Raw genomic sequence first — 22652 nt, 5'->3', positions numbered from 1 at the left:
CTGTTGCGGCAACGATAGTCTGGGGGTTGCCCCACGCCAAAATAGCTCGATGCCAGGTCTATTCTTACCACAAACCCCCCTCCCCCTTCACACCGGGGGGGTTTTGTTTTTTAACATTCTCACTTTTATTCCCAGCAAAACATAGCACGAAAAATTCTTAATTAACTTAAGAGAATTCAAGGATGACTTTACGTCCATCTTAGGAGATAATCTTGTGCAAAAGTTGTTCCTAAGATAAACCTACCTATCTGAAATTCATGGATTCTTTATCTATCAATTCCCTACTTGACGACTTGAAAAATCCTGATTCTATAGTCCGTGAGCAAGCGACTCGAAAAATTTGGCGGCTTTGGTTTCAGCAAAAAGGTATATATGGACTGGAAAAAATTGACCACAGTCAAAAGTTGATTGATGCAGGGGAGATGATATCCGCTGAAAAAATACTAACTGAATTGATAAGCATACAAGCAGATTTCGCTGAAGCTTGGAATCGAAGAGCTTTTCTCTACTATAGTATAGGCAATTATAAAAAATCGCTAGATGACTGCCAGATGGTTGTCGAGTTAAATCCAGTGCATTTTGGCGCACTTCACGGTATGGGGTTGTGTTATGCAGCACTGGGAAAGTATAGTGAAGCTATCGAAGCTTTTCAACAAGCATTAAAAATTCAACCTTATTCCTTGGTGAATCAAAAATTGATTCTTGAATGTACGCTCAAACTAAGTTAAACCTATTACTGCAATTCAAAATGCAGATTAATATAAACTAAGGTGTAAAGGAGCGCTGAAAATTAGCACAGGTGCGTTAACTCCACGCTCCTCGGCTTTCAAAAAAGTCTAAAAGCAAAGTTTTCTAATTCCAAATTAAAAATTCAACATTCCATCTGTCAGGACTGATAGTGGTATGAAAGCATTTTTCTGATTATCATTGTTAATTTGTACTAACATTCAAAGACGTTCCAAATAGCTCAAAAGGTCTGCCATTTCTTGGGCGCTGGGCTGGAATTTTGGCATAGGAGGTGTTTCACCACTAATCACTTGGTGAATTAACCCATATCGAGATTTACGCTTGGGGACAGCTTGTAAGCTTGGACCTACTAGTCCATCTGCTTCTAAACCGTGACATCCAGCACAGTTGATTTGAAAGATAGCCTTTCCCTGTCGGGGGTTTCCTATCAGCGATAGGACATTCTTGACATATGGATCGGAGGCTTGAGCCATCTGAACACCAAGAATGGTCAAAGGGATTACTATGAGTATCGCCAAAGCCGACAAAACGATCCACTGAAACTTTGATTCAGGTTTGGTAAGCTGGTTATCCAAAAGGGTTGCTGTTACAGTCTAGGTGTACAAAAAACTTTTCGTTTCCTACACATAGCTTAAAAGTTCTTGATTGTGTCTGCAAGTACAGATAATGATTTTTATATAGTATTTAGATTCCAAAAACATCATAGGGCGCGGGATTGATGCTGGATTTGGTAAAATCAAAAACAGGAAACGAATGTTGAATAATTGCAAAGAGGAGATTTACAGTGGTTGAACCCCTGCTCTCAGGTATTGTGTTGGGTCTGATTTTCGTCACCCTTAGCGGACTGTTTTATGCTGCTTATAGGCAATATAAGCGCCCCAACGAATTGGGAGGCTAAAGCTGAGTGCTGAGTATTGAGTCCTGAGTTGTGAGTGGTGGGGAGTTAGAAAGAATTGGAATCCTATCAACCTAGTACCCCATCACTCCATCTCTTCTAATTCCATAGTTCTGTAAAAAGTTAGCGCTGTATTGCCATAAACTTTTTGATGGGAGATTTGCCAATTAGGGATTTGTGGTGGTTCCCAAGCTTGAGGACGATGTTCAACGGCTATTTCTCCATCAGGATCTAAAATTTGATAATGAGAGATCGCTTCTAAAACTGGCTGATATAACCCACTGGCATAGGGCGGATCAAAATAGATTTTGTCAAATTGCTTACCAGATAAGTTTTTTAACTGCTGGAGTACATTTCCTCGCAATACCTCAAATTTTTGGTCGTTATTAGCTACTAACTGCCAGTTTTGTTTGATCATTGCACAGGCTTTACTAGATTGTTCAATTCCTACGACCAATCTAGCTCCCCTACATAAAGCCTCTGCCCCCATTGAACCGCTACCGGCGCACAAATCCAGCCAGCAACAACCATCAATTTTCCCTTGCCAAATATTAAAAACTGCCCCCCGTACTCGCGCACTGGTAGGTCTGGTTTCTTGCCCTGGTAAAGTTTTAAGCAGTCGATTCCCGTAAATTCTCAGACTCATTAGCTATTAGTCTTTGGTCATTGGTTGTGAGTTTTAGACAACTAATAAAATTGCAAATTTTTATTAAGCAGGAATCTTTTCGCGGACTTGAGCCACAAAATTAGATAAAACTTGCAATCCTATATTAGAGGATTTTTCGGGATGAAATTGGACTGCCATGAGGTTTTCATAAGCAATAGCAGCTGTGACAGTTTGATTACCATGAGTGACTGTTGCTGCTTTAATTTGCGGATCAATGGGGTCAACATAGTAGGAATGGACAAAATAAACCCAAGGTTGGGAAGGTAAATGTTCCCACAAAATGCTTTTTGGCTGAGTAAGTTGCAGTTGATTCCAACCCATGTGGGGAATAGCAATACTTGGTTCTGAGCGAAATCTCCGCACTTTTCCGCGCACAATTCCTAGTCCTGGTTGAGTCCCTTCGTCGCTGTATTCAAACAAAATTTGCAGTCCTAGACAAATGCCTAAGAAAGGTTTACCAGATGCGATCGCATCTTTAATCGGTTGTTCTAAACTACGCGATCGTAGATGTTGCACTGCGGGATCAAATGCTCCCACTCCTGGCAGAACTATTGCATCTGCTTGTTCTAATTCCTTGGCAGAATAAGTTACTTTAGGAGTTGCCCCAGCTTTTTCTAAACCTTTGCAGACTGAGTGCAAATTTCCCATATCGTAATCTACGACTGCAATTACTGGCATTTACCTGCTCCTTGTAAATTTATTAGGGAGGGCATTTCATTTATATTCTAATTCTAATTAATATTTATTATGCAGAAAAAAATACTATTAACTTCTTTTGACACTTGGCTGAGTGAACAACAGTCAAATTCTTCTGATGATTTGTTACTCGAATTAGCCAAAATGGCTTGTCTCCCTCATGATTTATTTTTTTTGCGCCGACTACCTGTAGATGTTCAGCTTGCTAGTTCTCGCGTCATTGCCAAAATCAATGAACTTAAACCAGATTACGTTATTTGTTGTGGCATGGCAGCAAGTCGTACACAATTAAGTATCGAAGTCATTGCTCGTATCGTGTCTGTACAGTCTACGGATATCTCATCTCTAGATTGTGCAGAAAGTTTTTGGCAAACAACTTTGCAAACTACTGTTGATGTTGAACAATTAGTAGCTGGGACAAAGGCAGTTGAGATTAGCTATGACTGTGGTAAATTTGTGTGCGAAGGTCTTTATCATTCAGTGTTGGACTACCTGAGTCAATCTCAACTCCCCATTCCTTGCATCTTTGTTCATGTTCCAATTTTGAATCAAGAAAATTTGATAGGCATTCTTGCTGATTTTGTTTTAATCATTAATCAACTGGCACTTGTGTAGGGTTGTCAGCGTCTTTTTAGAAAAATTTTCCTCTGTATTATGTTGCCACTATTACTCGGTTTGACTCTCGCGCAAGCAACTCCAGCCACACCACCACCGGAAGAAGTGGTACAACCACAAGAAGTTCGTCCTTTACCAGGGCAGTTAGATAATGTGCCAGTATTTAATAGCAATAGCCCAGAATTGGTTTTAAAAGAAGGAATTTTACTTTCTACCTTTCCAGGAAATGGGAAAAAAGTACCAACGGCACATTTAAATTTTCCTTTTCGGGGAAGGTTTGATATCTTTGCTCATCATGTTGCCAAAGCAGAACCACCGGAAAATTTACGTTCTCTTTACCAGGGAATAATGTTGCATAACCCTGGTGCTAAACCAGTGAAAGTCAATATATTGCAAGCAGCAAGTTATTTAAGTCAACCAGATGCACCATTTATTCAGTTAGATTCTTTTCTGCCCAATAATGCAGGTACAGTTTTTGCAGGCCCTGGTAGTCGGGTGATGTCTGATGTGCTAAGAGGAAGAAGACAAGCAATTTTCCCGGCTCAAATTGTTATTCCTCCAGGGGAAAGTCAGATGTTATTAAATCTACCAATTCCCGTGCAAGGATTGACACCGCCACTGAATGGTCGATCTACATTTATGCGCTTGTCGAGTAATGGAACTGTTTATGCAGCTAGTTTAGCTATGTTTGCACAGACAAGTGCTGATGGTAGTGAACGTGCGCCAAATTTAGCAGAGTGGCAAAATTTATTAGATAACGGTGAATTATCTACACCCAGAGATAAAGTCCCAACTCCCCTTGAAGAAACTGGTAAACCAAGAATTTATGGAAGGGTAGCAGGTGTAGCGAGTGGTTCTCAATGGCGATCGCTCTTAGTCGATAATCCTAAAGTTAATTATTTGACAATTCCTCAACCCGGTCAAGCTTTTTCTTACCCTTTAAGCACACTGCATGGTGGCACGTTTGGTACTGGTCAAATTCAAAGCGCATCTATGTTAGTCCGCTATCCTGATACGGCTTATCGCGCTCATGGCAATTATGGAATTCAGTATAGTCTCAGGTTGCCTTTATACAATACAACTCAAAAACAGCAAACTGTAACTGTGTCGGTGCAAACTCCCATCAAAGAAGATCAGTTGAATAAATCAGGACTACGCTTTTTCACCACAGCAGCGCGTCAAGTCTTCTTTCGAGGAACAGTGCGAGTACGTTATCAAGATGACCAAGGTAAACCAAAAACTGAATTTGTACATTTAGTGCAAACCAGAGGTCAACAAGGGAAACCATTAGTATCATTAAATATGAAGTCAGGCGATCGCTCTTTAGTAGAAGTAGACTTTCTCTATCCTCCAGATGCTTCACCACCTCAAGTTTTAACTGTTTCAACTCAAGCTGAAAATAAGTAAAATTATCAGCTTTTAACCGCAGACAATTTTAAAGAGGAGATTATTTATGGTGGGTTACGGACTACCGTCTTAACCCACCCTACTCGACCTGAAAATTAAGTGAAATTATCAGCTTTAGACAATTTTAAAGAGGAGATTATTTATGGTGGGTTACGGACTACCGTCTTAACCCACCCTACTCAACCTGAAAATAAGTGAAATTATCAGCTTTTAACCGCAGACAATGTCATTGCTAATTTAGCTGCACCTGCCATTCCTGCTGAGTTACCAAGTTCTGCGGGCAAAATTTGTAAACCTAGACGCGATGTAGGTAAAACCCGCTTTTCAATTTCTGCCTGCACAGCTGGTAAAAAAAAGTCAAAACTAGCACTGATACCACCACCAATAATAATTGCTTGTGGTGTAAGTACATAAATTAAACTCGTTAAACCAATTCCCAAGTCTCTGCCATATTCTTGCCAAAAACTCAAAGCTTCAGCATCTCCAGCTTGAGCAAGTGCGCCTAATTCTGCTGGTTCTTTACCAGTACGGCGACGAATAGCTGTCACCGACGCATACTGTTCTAAAGAACCTTGATTACCACTATTACACATTGACCCATGAGGATTTAAGGTGATTAAACCTAATTCTCCGGCTGCGCCTTGATGTCCGACAAACAATTTACCATCGAGAATAATTGCACCACCAACCCCAGTCCCTAAAGTCAGGAGAATCAGATTTTGAAAGTGACGACCGGCACCTAACCAAGCTTCCCCCAACCCTGCACAGTTAGCATCATTAGCGAGGATGGTTGGTTTACCAGTTTTGGCTTCTAACCAATCTGCTAAGGGAACATCATGCCATCCAGAGAGGTTAATGGCAACTTTAGCAATGCGTCCAGTTGCGTCAGCAGGGCCAGGAGTTCCCACACCTATAGCTATAGTTTGATTATCTGGGTCAATTTGAGCGATACCTTCGGTCAGCGTAGCTATCGCATCTACCATCTGCATCATTACCGCTGTCGGTGTTGCAGGTTGGGGAGTTGCTACCGTTAAAGATTGTAAACAAGTACCATCTGCTGTAAAACGCCCCAGCTTAATCGCTGTTCCCCCCAAATCAATACCAATTACTTGCTGCACAAGGCTGATTCCCAAATCTTTATTTTAGATAAAACCAAAAAATCATACCAATCATATCGTGTCTGGTGGTTAGCTTCGCTGGTTGCTAGAGATATACTTATGACTAGGGCTGAAGCGGAGAGTTTTTTTGATCAGCAAAGTGACAGAAGAGGGCTATAGCAATTCCCATTGTCATGAGGTACAAACAGTAATAATTAAACGCAGATAATTTTGTACTTCATTAGACTAGGAAATGCTATAAGTTTTTTCAGCGCAGAGTGCAGGCCACTTTGGTTAACGCCAAGCTACGTGAACAAAAAAATCAAATATTATTCTTATATAGTTAAATAAATGGATATTAATCATCTTAAACATAATGCTGATTTAAATCTGCAAGAAGGAAATTTCTCAGCAGCTATCAGCCTCCATGAAAAATGTATTGATTTGGCTCCTGATTTAGTTTCTTTCTATTGGTATTTAGGATTATCTTGGTTATTACAAGGAAATGAATCTCAAGCTCAATCAATTTGGTTATCGACTTTCACAAACACAAATTTTGATTTACAAGAACAGGATTTACAAGAATTTATTGAAATATTAAACAATACAGCCCATCAATATTTATCTGTACACAAACCTGAACTAGCTCAACGAATTTATGAAGCGATTTTAGAGTGGGACAACAATAACGCTGAAGTTTACTATAATTTAGGTCATGCTGTGGCTATGCAGGGAGATTTAGACACAGCGATTGAACATTGGCAAACTGTTATTCAAATTCAACCTGATGCGGTTGATGCTTATCTTAATCAAGCCCATATATGGTATAAGCTAGAAAACTTTGAGTTGGCAATTAAATGCTATCATAATATACTTTCATTAGGTAGAGAAAATAATTTAATATACTATCAAATTGGCATTTGTTATACCCACCTTCAAGAGTGGGATTTAGCTATTAATTATTTGGCAAAATCTATCCAAATGCAAGCAGACTATGCACCTGCTTATGGTGATTTAGCTTTAGCATTGATTCAGATAGGAAATTTTGATCAAGGAATTGAATATCTAGACAAAGCTATTCAACTTGATTGTCAATTTGCTCAAGATTTAATAAATATTTTAAAATCTAAAAAAATAACATTAAGTAATACTAACATAAAGGGAATTGAATTTATAAATTTAATAAATAATCCTCACAATCAGAAAAGTGACTTGTATTTTTATTTAAGTCAAACCATCTATTTTAAATATCCTGAAATTGCTGATAAACTACTCCAGGAAGCTGTGGAAATAGATCCACAAAATTTAGATATCTCCTTAGCATTAAGCAAAATTCTGTTAGAGCAAAATCAAATAACAGAATCAATGGCTTTGTTAAGCAAGATTATGAATATTGATAATCATGAAGACATTTATTATGTAATGAGTCAATGTTGGTTAAAATTAGAGAATTATCAACAAGCGATTATTTACTTAAAAAAAGTAATTGCAATTAATCCTAATTTTATTGAATCATATTACCTACTAGGAATGGCATTGTTTAGAAGTGGGAATATAAAAGAAGCAATTAGTATTTTAAAACAGCAACTACAAAAAGAGCCGAATTCTCCTATAACTTTGGCTTATTTAGGTTTTATTTTAGCGAAAAATAATCAGTTAGAAGAGGGTATTGATTTTTTAAAAAAAGCTATAGAAACTCACTCAGATATTACTGCTTTTGTAGAAACATTAATCAACGTTATTCATCAAGAAAAAACAAAAACATTAATTGAAAATCTTGATTTATCCCAAATTCAACCGATTTCTCCTCCTGCTCATTTTTATGAATCGACTCAAGACTGGGTACAAAATTATCTTTTGGGACAATCTAATTATGTAGAAATTTATCCAGAAATTGATGTCAGTTTAAATTATCCAAAATCTTTAGATAATTCCATACATTTTAGTTTTAGATTTGGTAGTATAGTTAAATTACCATCTTCATTTGTAGCGACAATTCCTCAAGGCAGATTTTGGTTAAGTTCAGATCAAACTCAATCAGCAATTATGACGGATGAATCCCATTTTTTAGCTGATATTTCTCCTGATTTTCCGATTTTAAGCCCTAATCATCCTGATAAAAATCCGAGTCAACACGCTGTATTTTCTGTCCAAAAATTACCTCCAATTCATTTGCTTGAAGGAACTGTAGCTGTTTTAGCTGGACTTGCAAACAACATTTATTTTCATTGGATGTTGGATGTTTTACCCAGATGGGAATTATTAAGAATAAAAGGCATAAATTTTAGTGAAATTGATTACTTTATAGTTGATAATCGTTTACCGTTTCAAAAAGAAACTTTAAATGTACTAGAAATTCCCGAAGATAAACAAATTAATATTAAGAAAATTCATCACATCCAAGCAACTAAGTTAATTGTTCCTTCTTTTCCAGGTTGTGTAGCATGGATGCCAAAGTGGACTTGTGATTTTTTAAAGCAGCAGTTTCTGAAACCAGAATATATCAAATTGACATCTCCGCAAAAGCGAATTTATATTACTAGGAAACTTGCTAAAAGTCGAAGACTGTTAAATGAAGAGGAAATTTTAAATTTACTTGAAGATTATGGATTTGAAACAGTAATTTTAGAATCAATGTCTGTATTAGAACAAGCTGCTTTATTCTCTCAAGCTGAAGTCATTATTTCTCCTCATGGTAGCGGTTTAACGAATTTGGTCTTTTGCCAACCGGGAACTCAAGTTATTGAGTTATTTTCACCAAATTACGTTTATCATTGCTATTGGTGGATTAGTAATTTAGTAGGTTTAGATTACTATTATTTAACAGGTGAAACTCTCCCTGGTTGGCATCTTCATCATTTTATTTATCCTCAAAACTTTACTGAAGATATATTCATCAATAGTAAAAATTTATTAAACCTGCTGCAACTAGCAGGTATCAATTAAAAAGGGATATTTGAGAGAAAATAGTTTACAGGTACGCAGAAAAAAATGTAACTTGGGTTTTGTGGATGCCAATAATCCCTATTCATTTGTGGTTACTAATCATTTGCACATTAGCAACTCGGTAGGAACTATTGCTTACCTGTTCCCACTCGGTGACTGGTGTACCTCTTAAAATCCCAGAAAGGGCAACAGAAAGCATTAACCCACCAGCAGCAGCAGCAATTAAAGAAATGTTATCTTTCACACGAATCTCTCAGTTTGTTAGTTGTCTATTCTTACGTGACTAGCAAGAACCGGGTTTTTCTCCCTCTACTTGCGAATACTATTTTCTCTTCTCAGACGGGGATTGACAAATTCGTTTAACCCTTCACCAAGTAGTGATAACCCTACCACAAGGAATGTCATCGCTGAACCAGGGAAAAGAGTAGTCCACCAAATGCCTGTGGGTAGTGCTTCGAGGGCTTGTTTTAAATCGTATCCCCATTCGGGGACTTCTTCTGGTAATCCTAAACCCAAAAATCCTAAACCGCCTAAAACTAATATGGCATCTGCGGCGTTGAGAGTAAAGAGGACGGGTACGCTTTGAATGACATTAAAAAATAGATAGCGGGATAATATCACCCAGGTAGAAGCGCCCATTGCTTGCGCGGCTTCGATGTAGACTTCGGTTTTGACGCTGACGGTGTGGTTGCGAACAACGCGATAATATTGGGGTATGTAGGCGATACTAATAGCGATCGCAGCATTCAAGATTCCTCTCCCTACCACAAATGCCAGTGTGACGGAAAGTAATAATCCTGGTAGGGTGTAAATGCTATCCATGAGAAACAGCAATATTTTATCTAATCTTCCACCCAGATAGCCACTCACCATCCCCAACGGTACACCAATCACCATACTTAGCGCCGTTGCCAAAATCACTACTTGCAGTGCGGCTTGGACACCAAATACAGTTCGGGAAAATACATCATAACCCAAGCGACTTGTCCCAAACCAATGTTTAGCTGAGGGTGCTTCGTGAATGGGGTTAGAGAGAAATTCTTTAGGATTTTGTAGCCATCCCCAAGCCTGAAATACGGGTGCGAAGAAGGCTAAAAAGATGAAAAACAGAGTAATTCCTAACCCAATCAGCATTAATCGCTGAGAAAGGCTAGGATTTTTACTGAATTTGAAAAAATTAGGTAATTGGCGTTTTGTAATGGTCACGTCGCTTCCTACTAAAACCAGCCTATCAATTAGCAGATACTTTAGCAGATTGTCAACGCTACATTAAATAATCAGATACCCGACTTCTCTAAAAATTCGGGTATCTGCTGCTTTTGATGGAGGAGAAATTAGATATTTGCAGTTAAACCTACTCGAAAAGTAAACCCAGGACTATAAATACGATTAACTCGCTCATATTGCTCACCGAGTAAATTTTCCAAATAAATAATCAACCCCAAATTTTTACTGACAGGAATTCGACCACTCAAATCTAAATTTACAAAAGACGCTGAGAAGTCTGTATTTTTATCACCACCAGCAGTATTGGTGAAAACAGAGCGACGGGAACCACTATTGTAAGTCACATACATATTAGCCTGCCATCCCGCCTTTTCATAACCAATTCCAGCTTGAAGTAAAGAGTAAGGAATTAACCCTAATTGTAATCCTTTTTCAGTTCCAGTTTTAATTTGGGCATCTGTATAAGTGTAGTTGAGAAAAGTTGACCATTCACGAGCAATTTTTAATTGCAATGCTGCTTCTAAACCATTGGTATCGACTAAGCCTATATTTTCCCATCTTCCACTAATTACTCCTAACCGATTATCTAAACTACTGCCAAAATATGTAAACTGTCCCAGCAAATTATTAGACAATCTCACATCCACTCCCGCAGTCCAAGCAGAACCAGTTTCTGGTTTTAAATCTGGGTTTGGTTGCCAAGCATGAACAGTATCATAAACATATAACTGATCTAAACCTGGATTGCGCTGCGCTCCGGCCCAACTTCCACGCACAGCAACGGCTGGATTCACAGCATAACGTAAGCCAAAACTAGGGTTAAGATAATTACCAAACTGCTCATCAAAGCTTTGTCTTAGCCCTAAATCAACTTGAAAAACATCGCTAATATTCCAAGTATTGACAGCAAATAAAGCTGTATTTAAGAGGCTGCGATTTTCTTTTTCATTGTTGGCAATTCTATTAGGTGCTGTACTAAAAACATCCCCATTTAAGTTAGTATTTTTTAAATCTAAACCCCAACGCAACTGATTATTAGGGCCAAGTTTCCAATCATGATCTACTCTGGCTGTAATTTGTTGAGTATCTAAAATTCCGGTGCGGTAAAATGTGCCTGCGGTCGGACCATAAGTGCTAAAGTAATCTTGGTTATAACCAATAGAAGTTGTTAAATTAGAGTTTTCTCCCTTACCAAGTCGAGTTTTCCAAGATAAACCAATATTTAAACCATCATGATCAAGTCGGTCTTTTTGTAATGGAAAACCGAAATAAATTAAACCTCGACGACTACTTAGTGCAGTTACATCTAAATTGACCGAATTTTTGGGATCTAAATCTACACCAATGCTGCCAAAATAAGTGCTTGTAGCTGTATCTGCATTGGATAAAAATCCTTCAGCATCACGGTTTGCTGCTCCTACAGGTACACGATAACGGTTATCGATAAAGTATCTTTCAAAGCTAAAGTTGTACTTGACTGCACCAGATGAACCACCATAAGTTATCTGTTGATTATTTAAATTCAATGAGCCAAATTCTGCACTAGCATTTAATTTAGGTTTACCATCACCTTCTTTAGTAATGATGTTAACAACTCCCCCAAAAGCCGATGAACCATATAAAGAGGAAGCAGCCCCACTATACAACTCAACTCTTTCTATAGATTCTATAGGAATACTATTTAAGTCAGTTGCACCATGATATGTATTGATATTACTATTAATTGGTCTACCATTAATCAGAAATACAGATTGGTTAATTGATGCACCCCGGTAATATGTACCTGTGTGAATATCTGCACCATGTCCGACATCATTGATAGCAAAACCTGGCATTCTTTTCAAAATATCAGCAACGCTGGTTGCACCCTGTTTTTGAATTTCTTCTTTTTCAATTACATAAGTAGGAGTAGATTCAGGTAAAGGGTCTTTTTGTCCAATTGTTTCTATGGATATATCTGCTTCTGGCTGAGTGTCTTCCTTAACTTCAGTTGATGCTGGTTGTTGAGTTAATAATTCAGCATTTGTGGCGGGTAGTTCAATTTCACTTAAACTAGGAATATCTGAATTTATTGAGGTTTTTTGATTTTCATTTTCAGAAGCTACAGCAGGAAATGCTACCAGTAAGCTCAATAAAGAAACTGGCAGGAAAAACAAATTCTTATTCATATTTCTGAACTCACACCCGGTAAAAACAAATAGTATTTGCGATTCTCTACTGTTAATACAAATACTGTCAAAAGACAAGCTGTCATACTTGAATTCATCAATACTCAGAACTTTCCTGGGGTATGGGTTCGAGAATTGTCACTTCAATATCGCAGTCATCACATTGGAATACCCGTTGAGATAGTGACAGCGATACTTTCCTGGGGTATGGGTTCGAGAATTGTCACTTCAATATCGCAGTCATCACATTGGAATACCCGTTGAGATAGTGACAGCGATGATTTTTTCTCACCACAATTAGAGCAAGTTTGACTACTATAGGAATCGTAAATGATATTTGATAGCTTGCGTGGCGTAGCCATAAAATTTTAAGTCTCACCATTGCTACGGTGGGCAATGCCCACCCTACGTATATTTCAAAAATTAAGCAATTTCCATGACTGATGAGATTTCTTGTTGAACAGTTTTCAGCAAATATAAGGTTTTCTTGGAGGCCAATGTTTCTTTTTGCTGTTCAAAGTATGCTGATGCTTTTTGTAAATCAGCGATCGCTCTTTGATAATACCCTAAGTTATAGTTGGCTACTCCCCGATTAACGTAAGCTAGTGCATTACTGGGTTTCAGCCTGATAACTTGGGAAAAGTCATGCATTGCTCCCAGGATATCACCGCTACGCTCACAGGCACAAGCTCGGTTAAAATATGCTCTATCATCTTCAGCGTTGAAGTGAATTGCTAAATTAAAATCCTTCATAGCCGCTGCTAGATTTTGCAACTCTAAATTAGCTAAACCTCTGTCATTGTATATATCTGCTAACAGTAGCGTGTTAGTGGGGGAAATTTGAGTTAATGCCAGGTTATAATCAATGATCGCTTGGGAGTAATTACCTTCCTCTGCAAAGGCTATCCCTCGGTTGTAGTGAGCGCGAAAATTAGCTGGTGTTAGGGCAATTACTTGATTGTAATCAGCAATAGCATTGGGATAATTCCCTTGTCTGTAGTGTGCTAGTCCCCGGTTGAGATAAGCTTGGGAGTTATCAGGTGCTAAATTTAGTGCTTGGGTACAATCTGCGATCGCAGCATGGTAATCTTGTAGCTGTAGATATGCCAAACAGCGATCGCTATAAGCTGCACTCAAGTTACTCTGCATTTGAATCGCCAAAGTCAAATTCTCAATTGCTGATTGGTAATTACCTTGCTGCATTTGGTTTACACCCAATTTTAAAAAATCACGGGCGGGAATTTGGGTGTTCGCAAGAAGTAATGAATTTGCACTTGGGGTTAAAAAAGCTAGAGTAAAAGCTATAATTACACTGAAAATTAATCGCCAGAAATAAGTCATACACATCTCCTTTGATAATTTCAGAATTACAAAAATTAGCGGGACAAATAGCCCCGCAAATTATTAGTTAATCACCTTAGATATGGGATTACTTCCAATCTTTCCCAGCTTGTTCAAATACGTAAGCAGCTACATCGTCAATCTCGGCTGGTTTTAAACGACCCTTGAAAGCAGGCATAGCACCTTTACCGTTTGTAACTTGGGCAATAATTGCCTCTGCTGAGTACATATCGTACTTTTCCAAATCCGCCTTCTTGAGGCTTTTAGCAGCGTTAACCAAATTCTTACCACCTGCGTGACAAGAAGCACAGTTAGCACTAAATACTGTAGCTCCATCTGCCAAAGCTGGACTACTGAAGGCAAAAGTGAAGATAGCTATGCCTAACAGTAATACTGAAATTATCTTTTTCATGTCGTGTTCTCTCTACAACAACGGCTAATTCTGTCAAATCTCCCTTATAATTGTGAGTTGAGCAGTTGCTTGTGTCAAACGACAGCGTGTCAAACTTGGCTCTAACAATTAAGGATTCAAGATTGACTGAGTTAGTAGTAAACTGCGGTGGAAATCCACCTACTATTTAAAATAGGCGAAAAGTTGAGAAAACAAGTGTTTTAATGTTTAAATTTTAATTTTTCAATTTTTAATTTCCGTCCTGCGCTACTAATTTGAGGATGGATAAAAAATATAAATTGATGTATGGCAGGAGTCAGGAGTCAGGAGTCAGGAGTCAGGAGTAAAACCCTCTTGTAGTGGGAGTTTTATTATCAATTGATGTCCTAACCACCTTGTCTACGGCTGTAAATGGAAATTTAAGACTAGCAAGAATAAATTAATAATGAAGAATAAAAGGAAAAGTGTATCAAAAACTTTATCCTTTATTCTCAAAACTTCATCCTTTATCTGCTAACTTTTTTATTGCCTCTTCAGTAACACGACAAATTCGCCAATCATCTAAAATATCTGCTCCCATACTGCGGTAAAATGCTTGTGCTGAGACATTCCAGTCCAAAACACTCCACTCTAAGCGCCCACAATCCCGTTCTATAGCTATTTTGGCTAATTTAGTTAGAAGTGCTTTACCAATACCTTGGCGGCGAAATTCTGGGAGAACAAATAAATCTTCTAGATAAATTCCTGGCTTAGTCAGAAATGTAGAATAATTGTGAAAGAATAGGGCAAATCCCACAGCTTGACCCGCAGATTCTACTAAAATCGCCTCTATATATTTTGGTGAGCCAAATAAATGCTCCTTCAGTAATAGAGCATTGCCAGTGACAGCATGAGATAATTTTTCGTATTCTGCCAGCGCCTGAATTAATGCAAACAGTGTAGTGCAATCACTGGGTTCAGCAAACCTGACAATTAAATTGCTATGAGAAGTCATTAGTCTTTAGTTCATAGTCGATAGTCCATAGTTTATAGTTAAGTGCGTAAATTTTCTTAACTAGGGCTTGCTTAATAAATATGAAAAGTTTGCAGGTAAAGGGTTTGAGCCGTTTTCCGGTAAAAAAAAGTGCAAGCTTTTACGAGGTGGAAACTGAAAAACCTTGCATTTAATTCCTACTCAAAGGAAAAATCGTTCCCATCCAACTCTTGAAACTGTCACCTGTCACCTGTCACCTGTCACCTACCTCCACGAAAAGACTTTCTCAGCAAATCCTAACTAATCACAACTGATACCAATTTGAAAAAAGAATCGGACAAATGGAAATCTGAAAAACATATCCAGTAAGTCTTTCACAATCCAAAATCCCAAATCTAAAATCCAAAATGGTACGACCAATGACTAATGACTAATGACTTATATCAACCAACCTTTTAAACGTTTAGCAATGTGGGGACGGCGTAATTTTCGCATGGCTTTACTTTGAATTTGACGCACTCGTTCACGGGAAAGATTAAACATATTCCCAACTTCTTCCAAAGTGCAGGGTTCGCTGGTTGTCAGTCCATAGCGCAGAGAAATTACGTCTTTTTCCCGTGGAGTGAGGACATCACCTAAGACTTCCCAAATCTCCTGACGCATCATGTTTTCATTCATTTTGGCTTCTGGAGATTGGTTATCCTCATCTTCCAGCAAGTCCATTAATTCGGTGTCTTCTTCCTTACCGACGCGGTGATTGAGGGATAATGCTTGACGGCGCAGTTGTTGGAGTTGACGCAGTTGTTGAACGCTAATTTCCAAAGATTCTGCCATTTCGGCTTCCGAGGGGTTGCGAGCAAGTTTTTGCTTGAGTTCTCTTTGGGCTTTTTTAAGTTTGTTAAGTTTTTCAACAATATGGATTGGTAGGCGGATAGTGCGGGCATCATTAGCGATCGCTCGTGTAATCGCCTGTCTAATCCACCAATAAGCATAAGTAGAGAACTTATAGCCTTTATCAGGGTCAAACTTTTCTGCGGCGCGATTTAACCCCATTGCGCCTTCCTGAATCAAATCTAGAAAAGGAACTCCCCGGTTGAGATAACGCTTGGCGATAGATACCACTAACCTCAGATTCGAGCGAATCATTTTCCGCTTCGCTACTCTTCCTTGATACAAGCGACTTTCCAGTTGTTTCTCTGTCATGTCAAACTTGGCGGCTACTTCGCTTTTGCTCGGTTCCTGTCCTAGTTCTAATTCCAAAGCAGCTTGTAAGTCTTTTACTTCTTCTAAAAACCTAACTCGTCGCGCTAACTCTACCTCCTCATCAGGTTTTAAGAGAGGATAACGCGCCATTTCTTTAAAAAACGCGCCAACAGCATCGTCATGTTCGGTTTTATTGTATCCCGAAGGACGAGCGGCTGCCATCTCATCACCATCGCGTTCATCTGACTCCAAATTTTCTACAATTGAAGAGTCTTCAAATACTACTGCCTCTAAACTATCTAGTGATGGTTCTTCATTATCAGCCGCGTTCTCCAGTATTTCCATTGTTCCCAATTCAGCAAGATTCATAGTTTCCTTTAGGGATTGTTGCTTTGTTTGGTACATAAATTAGTGACAGATGCTCGTTTGAGGATTGGTAGTTTTTCTTAAGAGATAAATACATCCATTTACCTAGACAAATACAATCTTCTCAAGAATTCCTGATTTGGAACGAAAATCTGTACCTGTATGTCATGTTTTTCGGTTATGTTTAGATACAAGCTATATGGGCTTTGCACCCAAAATACCATCTTCTCAGAGTACCAGCAGACATATTCCTCATTTTTTTCTTAATCACCAAATATGTCAAACCCCTCTCAAACATTCTCAACCTTAACAAATATAAAAATTCCATCTAAAGAACCCTAGAGCTTAAATTTTCATGTATTTTTCTATATTTTTAGTAGGGTTAACGATGGAAGTGTAAGTCTAGCAAATGATACAAATTACGAAAATGCTGAATGAAAATCCGGAAAATATTAATTGTATAAAAGCATCTCATATAGCCGAAATATTGAATATCTATCAATGGGCGGAAAAAATAGTATTCCCTATTTCGTAGTTAAGCAATTGATTCTTTAATATCTAAGAGGATGTCATTTGTGTAATTAGCATTAAATATTTATTGCACGTACTGTGGAAATTAATTTGTCTAGTAGATTACACCAGTTAAAACTTATCAAGTATGATTGGTAATAAAAGTATTGCGAAATACCGTTTGCTTGTAGTAATCTAACAAGTTAAAATTAAGTGAAGCTTGGTTAATTTGATCCAGGTATGTGAGCAAATATCTGTCTAAAAAGTCGATAATCATGTATATTAAGAGCGTAAAATTATCTTCTGTAGCCGTAGCTGAACCGGGGGAGTCCTACCAGTCAAAAACAACTGTTTATGGATGGATTGAAGTACTCGTAGATTGTCCAGGAAGCTCAGACTTATATACATACAAAATACCACCCCAGTTAGAAATAAAACCAGGGGATATTTTGACTGTTCCCTTTGGGACACAACAGGTAGGAGCGATCGCAATTCGCTTACTGACACAGCCTAATGTTGATCTACCAGCAGACAAAATTCGGGAAGTAGAAGATGTAGTCAGCAAAAGATTTTTCCCTAGCACTTATTGGGAACTACTCAATCGCATCGCCGCTTATTACTATACACCTCTAATTCAAGTAATTCGGGTGGCTCTACCACCAGGATTATTAGGGCGATCTCAACGTCGTCTGCGTCTGACATCTTTAGGAAAAGATCAAGATGTCTCTAACAATACTTCTGTGTTCATGTCACCCACAGCGCAACAAGTTTTACAACTCTTACAAAAAACCCCTACAGGTGACTACAGTTATTACTATATTCAACAAAAAGTTAAATCTTCCTATCGGGGAACTCGTGAATTAATCCGCTTGGGATTAGCAGAAAACTACCTAGAACCGCCACGACAAAATCAACCCAAACTACAAAAAGCGGTAACACTGATAGAAAATAATGACCGAGATTTAACGCCCCGTCAAAGAGAAATTGTGGAAGTGCTACGACGACAAGGTGGAGAATTATGGCAAAGTGAATTATTACAAATTTGTAGCGCCAGTACTTCTATCCTCAAAGCTTTGGTAGAAAAGAGCTATATAGTAATTGAAGAACGAGAAATATTACGCAGAGAACAAAGTCCCCTCATGGCTGGGGATCAAGCAAAATCTTTAACAAATGCTCAAACTAGCGCCCTAGAATTAATACAATCTTTAAATGGATTTGCTCAAGTTTTATTACATGGGGTAACAGGTTCAGGGAAAACAGAAGTATATTTGCAAGCGATCGCACCTCTCCTCAACCAAGGTAAATCTGCTTTGGTATTGGTTCCAGAAATTGGACTCACACCCCAACTCACAGATCGTTTTCGCGCCCGATTTGGAAACAGAGTCCAGGTTTATCACAGCGCCCTCTCCGACGGTGAACGCTACGACACTTGGCGACAAATGTTCACGGGAGAAGCTCAAGTAGTAATTGGGACTCGCAGCGCCATTTTCGCTCCTTTACCCAACTTGGGTTTAATTATCTTGGATGAAGAACACGACAGCAGCTTTAAACAAGATTCCCCCATTCCCACCTACCACGCCCGCACTGTCGCACAATGGCGGGCTGAATTAGAAAATTGTCCCCTCATTTTAGGTTCCGCGACTCCTTCTTTGGAAAGTTGGATTTCTGTTAAAGCAGAGAACACCTCCCCACCTCCCCACCTCCCCACCTCCCAATATCTTTCACTTCCTGAACGCATCAATTCTCGTCCGTTACCACCTGTGGAAATCGTGGATATGCGTCGGGAGTTACAGGAGGGAAATCGGTCTATTTTTAGTAGATCCCTACAAGAAGCTTTAGAACAGCTACAAGAGAAAAAACAACAGGGAATTTTATTTATTCATCGTCGGGGACATAGCACCTTTGTTTCTTGTCGCAGTTGTGGTTATGTCCTGGAATGTCCAAATTGTGATGTTTCTCTGTCCTATCACCATGTAGAAGAGGGTGCGCCGCAATTATTAAGGTGTCATTATTGTAATTATGGGCGATCGCACCCGCCACATTGTCCAGAATGCAGTTCCCCCTATTTAAAGTTCTTTGGGAGTGGAACTCAGCGAGTAGCACAGGAATTAAACCGCCAATTTCCTGCTCTTAAATTAATTCGCTTTGATAGCGACACCACTCGCAACAAAGGTTCACATCGTAACTTACTCACCCAATTTGCGAACAAAGAAGCAGATTTATTAGTGGGAACACAAATGCTCACCAAAGGTTTAGACTTACCCCAAGTTACCCTTGTTGGTGTAGTCGCTGCTGATGGTTTACTACATTTATCAGACTATCGCGCCAATGAACGCACATTTCAAACCTTAACCCAAGTTGCGGGACGTGCGGGAAGAGGAGAAGATCCCGGTAGGGTAATCGTGCAAACCTACACCCCAGAACATCCAGTAATTGAAGCAGTTAAAAGCCATGATTATCAATCTTTCTCTAATGCAGAATTAGAGCAAAGACAAGCACTTAATTATCCGCCTTATGGTAGATTAATCTTGTTGCGCTTGAGTAGTCTTGACCCCATTCAAGTCCAAAATACAGCCCAAATTATAGCTACAAATTTCAATGATACAGAAGGATTTGAAATATTGGGGCCAGCACCAGCTAATATTTTACGAGTAGCTAATCGTTATCGCTGGCAGATATTACTAAAATTTGCCCCCGATGCATTACCCAATTTACCAGATTGGCAAGAAGTCAGGGCGCTTTGTCCTTCCTCAGTCAGCTTAACGATTGATGTAGATCCTATCAATATTATGTAAACATCAAAAATCATGGCTAACAAAGTTGCAATTATCGGTGCTGGCCCTAGCGGACTTCTTCTAGCTCATTATCTACTACGTCGTCATCACCAATACCAAATTGATATTTATGAACGTCGTAGCGATCCCCGTGGAATTCCCTTTGACAAAACCCGCACCTTTCCCATTTCCCTTGGTGCAAGAGGAATGAATGCTTTACGTCAAATTCCCGGACTAGAGGAAGCAGTTAAAGCCGTAAGCTTAGAAATACAAGGTTCAATTCTGCATGGAAAGAACGGCAAAACTCAAGTTATCAAGAGAAAAATACCTCTTATTACCCTAGATAGAACTAATCTAGCAACTGTCATTTTAGAGAAATTAGTCGAAAAATATGATAACAGCCGCATTAATATTCACTTTGATTGTCAATGTACAGAAATAGATTTGGCAAACAAAACAATTAAATTTTCCCAAAGTACATCCTCAAATAATATAACAGAATTTACTAGCAATTATGACTTACTAATTGGTGCTGACGGAGCGCGTTCTGTAGTCCGAGAAGCCTTTCTCAATACGGATAATTTTCAATTTGAACAAAATTACGTTCCCAATGCTTATAAATCTATTTTTCTTCCCAATCCAGATCAAATACCAGGAATTGATTTACAAAAACGGAAAGTTCACGCTTGGCGAATAAATAATGGTATCTCCATACTCATGCTACATCAAATAGATGGAAACATGAACGGAGTCATCCTTTTTCCATATGCTAAGAATCCCATTGAACAACTCGCAAATGCTGAAGAAGTGCAGAAATTCTTTCAAGATAATTTCCCAATTATTGGGCAATTAATGCCAGCATTTGAAGCAGAAGAATTTGCTAAAAGGCCGATATCGAGAGTTTTAACAGTGCGCTGTAACCCCTATCATTTAGGAGATAGTGTATTGTTAATTGGTGATGCTGCTCATGCAGTTTCTCCTTCCATTGGACAAGGGTGCAATTCAGCTTTGGAAGATGTGCTAATTTTTGATAAAATTTTAGATGAATATGCTGATAATTTAGCACAATCATTAACAGAATATAGCTTGCGTCGTCAACCTGATGCTTTTGCTTTAAGAGAGTTAAGCGATTATTCCTTCCCTACTTCCAAGCATTTATTTACTGAATTTATTATTCGCAATACCTTAGCCAAAATTCTCCATCAAATCTTTCCCAAAACTTTCTTACCACCTATATTTGAGTCCGTATTTGCAGACGATATTCCTTATAGAGAAATTTTGCATAAATACCAAGGTTGGATATCCAAAGTCAAAAAAAATAATGACAAGGAATAGAAAAATTCAAAATTCAAAAAGGATACAAGCCCCTGAATTCATTTATGGAAGTGAATATATCTTGTCCTTTGTTCCTACGTTACGGGAAACTACCCTCCGGGTGTCTGCGAAACAAAATTATTTTTCAGTAGCAATAATATGTAAATCTATTTTTTGATCTCTGATTAACTCCATCAATCGTTGCGTAAAAGAACCTTTAAAAAATCTTTTCCATCGAGGTTGCTGACTTTCACCAATAACTATTTGGGTGATATGATGAGTTGCAGCAACTTGGGCAATTGCTTGAGGAACATTATTACTTTTTACGTGGATAAATTCACCACCAAATTCTTGGCATAGTTTCTCGCAAGTATGAATATGTAAACTTTCTTCTTTGGTGAGAAACCGTTCAGGATCTGCAATGAATACAGTATACAACCTGGCATTCATATAACTGGCAATCCGCGCCCCACGACGCAATAATTGAATTGAATTTGGATAAGTAGATACACATACTAAAACTCGTTCATGGATATTACAACTGTGTCCAGTATTAGTTGAAGTATTTGCTTCTTCCTCAACAGTATCAGCTACTTCTCTTAACGCCAATTCCCGCAAAGCAATCAGGTTACGACGCTGAAAAAAGTTTTCTAAAGATTGCTCAATTTTATCATTAGCATAGATTTTACCTTCCCGCAGACGCTCTTCTAAAGTTTCTGGAGTGACATCAATAACAACAACAGCATCAGCTTCATCTAGGAGAATATCGGGAATGCGTTCTCGCACCACAACACCCGTAATTCTGGCTACTAAATCATTCAAACTTTCCAAATGTTGAATGTTGACAGTAGAGTAAACATCTATGCCGGCTGCTAAAATTACTTCTACATCCTGATAACGTTTTTCTCTCAGAGAACCGGGTATATTTGTATGAGCCAATTCATCAACTAAAACCAGTTGGGGAGAGCGTGCCAAAATTGCCTCCGTATCCATTTCTTGGAGGTTGATATTCTTGTGAATAATGGCTTTTTTAGGAATTACCTCCAATCCCATAGCTTTTGCAGCCGTGTCTTTGCGTCCATGAGTTTCCAAAACACCAATAACAACATCAATCCCTTCTTGTTTAAGTTGATGTGCTTCCTCCAGCATTTTATAAGTTTTACCCACACCGGGAGCCATACCAATGAATATCTTATGCTTTCCTCGTCTGGCTGTGCGGATATAAGAACTGTCAGGGGATAGGTTATTGGGATGAATCATGAAGATCATCAATGTTTGTTAGTTCATAACAATTATCTTACTTGTGTTTGATACT

At 38.5% G+C, this 22652-nt stretch carries 20 protein-coding genes; 7 read left to right on the top strand and 13 right to left on the bottom strand.

Going from position 1 to position 22652, the window contains the following annotated elements:
* The first annotated feature begins 257 nt into the window (after window positions 1-257).
* Complete coding sequence (locus H6G59_RS24620) at window positions 258-728, top strand: tetratricopeptide repeat protein (RefSeq protein WP_190719869.1); 471 nt, start codon at window positions 258-260, stop codon at window positions 726-728.
* Between the two features lie 219 nt (window positions 729-947).
* Here the strand turns inward: H6G59_RS24620 and H6G59_RS24615 are convergent, their stop codons facing one another.
* Complete coding sequence (locus tag H6G59_RS24615) at window positions 948-1322, bottom strand: c-type cytochrome (RefSeq protein ID WP_190719866.1); 375 nt, start codon at window positions 1320-1322, stop codon at window positions 948-950.
* Window positions 1323-1531: 209 nt separating this feature from the next.
* Here H6G59_RS24615 and petG point away from each other — a divergent pair, with 209 nt between their 5' ends.
* Window positions 1532-1645 (top strand): cytochrome b6-f complex subunit V, encoded by a 114-nt coding sequence (petG, locus tag H6G59_RS24610; protein ID WP_083389681.1) that lies wholly within the window; start codon window positions 1532-1534, stop codon window positions 1643-1645.
* 82 nt (window positions 1646-1727) lie between these two features.
* Here the strand turns inward: petG and rsmD are convergent, their stop codons facing one another.
* Both rsmD and hisH read right to left on the bottom strand, forming a co-directional pair.
* Entirely contained in the window at window positions 1728-2288 is a 561-nt protein-coding gene (rsmD, locus tag H6G59_RS24605; RefSeq protein ID WP_190719863.1) for a 16S rRNA (guanine(966)-N(2))-methyltransferase RsmD, read from the bottom strand.
* Between the two features lie 63 nt (window positions 2289-2351).
* Window positions 2352-2987, bottom strand: a complete 636-nt coding sequence (gene hisH, locus H6G59_RS24600) for an imidazole glycerol phosphate synthase subunit HisH (RefSeq protein ID WP_190719860.1) — start codon at window positions 2985-2987, stop codon at window positions 2352-2354.
* Window positions 2988-3056: 69 nt separating this feature from the next.
* On the opposite strand from hisH, the gene H6G59_RS24595 reads away from it, so the two are divergent.
* Window positions 3057-3620 carry a pyroglutamyl-peptidase I family protein gene (locus tag H6G59_RS24595; protein WP_190719858.1) on the top strand — a complete coding sequence of 188 codons (564 nt, stop codon included), beginning with the start codon at window positions 3057-3059 and terminating at the stop codon, window positions 3618-3620.
* A gap of 39 nt (window positions 3621-3659) precedes the next feature.
* The gene (locus H6G59_RS24590; protein ID WP_190719854.1) at window positions 3660-5027 is read left to right on the top strand and encodes a DUF3370 domain-containing protein; all 1368 of its coding nucleotides are present in this window, start codon (window positions 3660-3662) and stop codon (window positions 5025-5027) included.
* 203 nt (window positions 5028-5230) lie between these two features.
* On the opposite strand, the gene H6G59_RS24585 is transcribed toward H6G59_RS24590, so the two are convergent.
* Window positions 5231-6145, bottom strand: a complete 915-nt coding sequence (locus H6G59_RS24585; protein WP_190719851.1) for an ROK family protein — start codon at window positions 6143-6145, stop codon at window positions 5231-5233.
* 330 nt (window positions 6146-6475) lie between these two features.
* Here H6G59_RS24585 and H6G59_RS24580 point away from each other — a divergent pair, with 330 nt between their 5' ends.
* Window positions 6476-9070 (top strand): tetratricopeptide repeat protein, encoded by a 2595-nt coding sequence (locus H6G59_RS24580; RefSeq protein ID WP_190719849.1) that lies wholly within the window; start codon window positions 6476-6478, stop codon window positions 9068-9070.
* Window positions 9071-9152: 82 nt separating this feature from the next.
* Here the strand turns inward: H6G59_RS24580 and H6G59_RS24575 are convergent, their stop codons facing one another.
* The 8 genes from H6G59_RS24575 to H6G59_RS24540 all read right to left on the bottom strand — a co-directional run bounded on the left by H6G59_RS24575 (window position 9153) and on the right by H6G59_RS24540 (window position 16778).
* Complete coding sequence (locus H6G59_RS24575) at window positions 9153-9314, bottom strand: hypothetical protein (RefSeq protein WP_190648334.1); 162 nt, start codon at window positions 9312-9314, stop codon at window positions 9153-9155.
* Between the two features lie 65 nt (window positions 9315-9379).
* Window positions 9380-10276 carry an ABC transporter permease gene (locus H6G59_RS24570; protein WP_071191246.1) on the bottom strand — a complete coding sequence of 299 codons (897 nt, stop codon included), beginning with the start codon at window positions 10274-10276 and terminating at the stop codon, window positions 9380-9382.
* A gap of 128 nt (window positions 10277-10404) precedes the next feature.
* Complete coding sequence (locus H6G59_RS24565; RefSeq protein WP_190719847.1) at window positions 10405-12465, bottom strand: TonB-dependent receptor plug domain-containing protein; 2061 nt, start codon at window positions 12463-12465, stop codon at window positions 10405-10407.
* A 158-nt stretch (window positions 12466-12623) separates the two neighbouring features.
* Window positions 12624-12827: a zinc ribbon domain-containing protein gene (locus H6G59_RS24560; RefSeq protein ID WP_190719845.1), complete on the bottom strand. Its 204-nt coding sequence runs from the start codon at window positions 12825-12827 to the stop codon at window positions 12624-12626.
* Between the two features lie 61 nt (window positions 12828-12888).
* Window positions 12889-13806: a tetratricopeptide repeat protein gene (locus H6G59_RS24555; protein ID WP_190719843.1), complete on the bottom strand. Its 918-nt coding sequence runs from the start codon at window positions 13804-13806 to the stop codon at window positions 12889-12891.
* 88 nt (window positions 13807-13894) lie between these two features.
* A complete protein-coding gene (gene petJ, locus H6G59_RS24550; RefSeq protein WP_190719841.1) occupies window positions 13895-14218 on the bottom strand; it encodes a cytochrome c6 PetJ in 324 nt (107 codons plus the stop codon).
* Window positions 14219-14696: 478 nt separating this feature from the next.
* Window positions 14697-15191 (bottom strand): GNAT family N-acetyltransferase, encoded by a 495-nt coding sequence (locus tag H6G59_RS24545; protein WP_190719839.1) that lies wholly within the window; start codon window positions 15189-15191, stop codon window positions 14697-14699.
* A gap of 417 nt (window positions 15192-15608) precedes the next feature.
* Window positions 15609-16778: an RpoD/SigA family RNA polymerase sigma factor gene (locus H6G59_RS24540; protein ID WP_190719836.1), complete on the bottom strand. Its 1170-nt coding sequence runs from the start codon at window positions 16776-16778 to the stop codon at window positions 15609-15611.
* 746 nt (window positions 16779-17524) lie between these two features.
* On the opposite strand from H6G59_RS24540, the gene priA reads away from it, so the two are divergent.
* Together priA and H6G59_RS24530 are read left to right on the top strand one after the other, a co-directional pair.
* Window positions 17525-20044 carry a primosomal protein N' gene (gene priA / locus H6G59_RS24535; RefSeq protein WP_190719833.1) on the top strand — a complete coding sequence of 840 codons (2520 nt, stop codon included), beginning with the start codon at window positions 17525-17527 and terminating at the stop codon, window positions 20042-20044.
* A 12-nt stretch (window positions 20045-20056) separates the two neighbouring features.
* Window positions 20057-21358, top strand: coding sequence for an FAD-dependent oxidoreductase (locus H6G59_RS24530; protein WP_190719830.1), 1302 nt, complete (start codon window positions 20057-20059; stop codon window positions 21356-21358).
* A 117-nt stretch (window positions 21359-21475) separates the two neighbouring features.
* Here H6G59_RS24530 and H6G59_RS24525 read toward each other — a convergent pair whose 3' ends face one another.
* On the bottom strand, window positions 21476-22606 hold the full coding sequence (locus H6G59_RS24525; protein WP_422603072.1) for a sensor protein KdpD: 1131 nt from the start codon (window positions 22604-22606) through the stop codon (window positions 21476-21478).
* Between the last annotated feature and the right edge of the window lie 46 nt (window positions 22607-22652).

Origin of the sequence: Anabaena lutea FACHB-196, from assembly GCF_014698305.1 — a bacterium.
In the GTDB taxonomy this organism is placed as follows: Bacteria; Cyanobacteriota; Cyanobacteriia; order Cyanobacteriales; family Nostocaceae; genus Anabaena; species Anabaena lutea.
The sequence above is the reverse complement of the archived record's forward strand: the minus strand, read 5'-3'. Positions and strand labels throughout refer to the sequence as shown.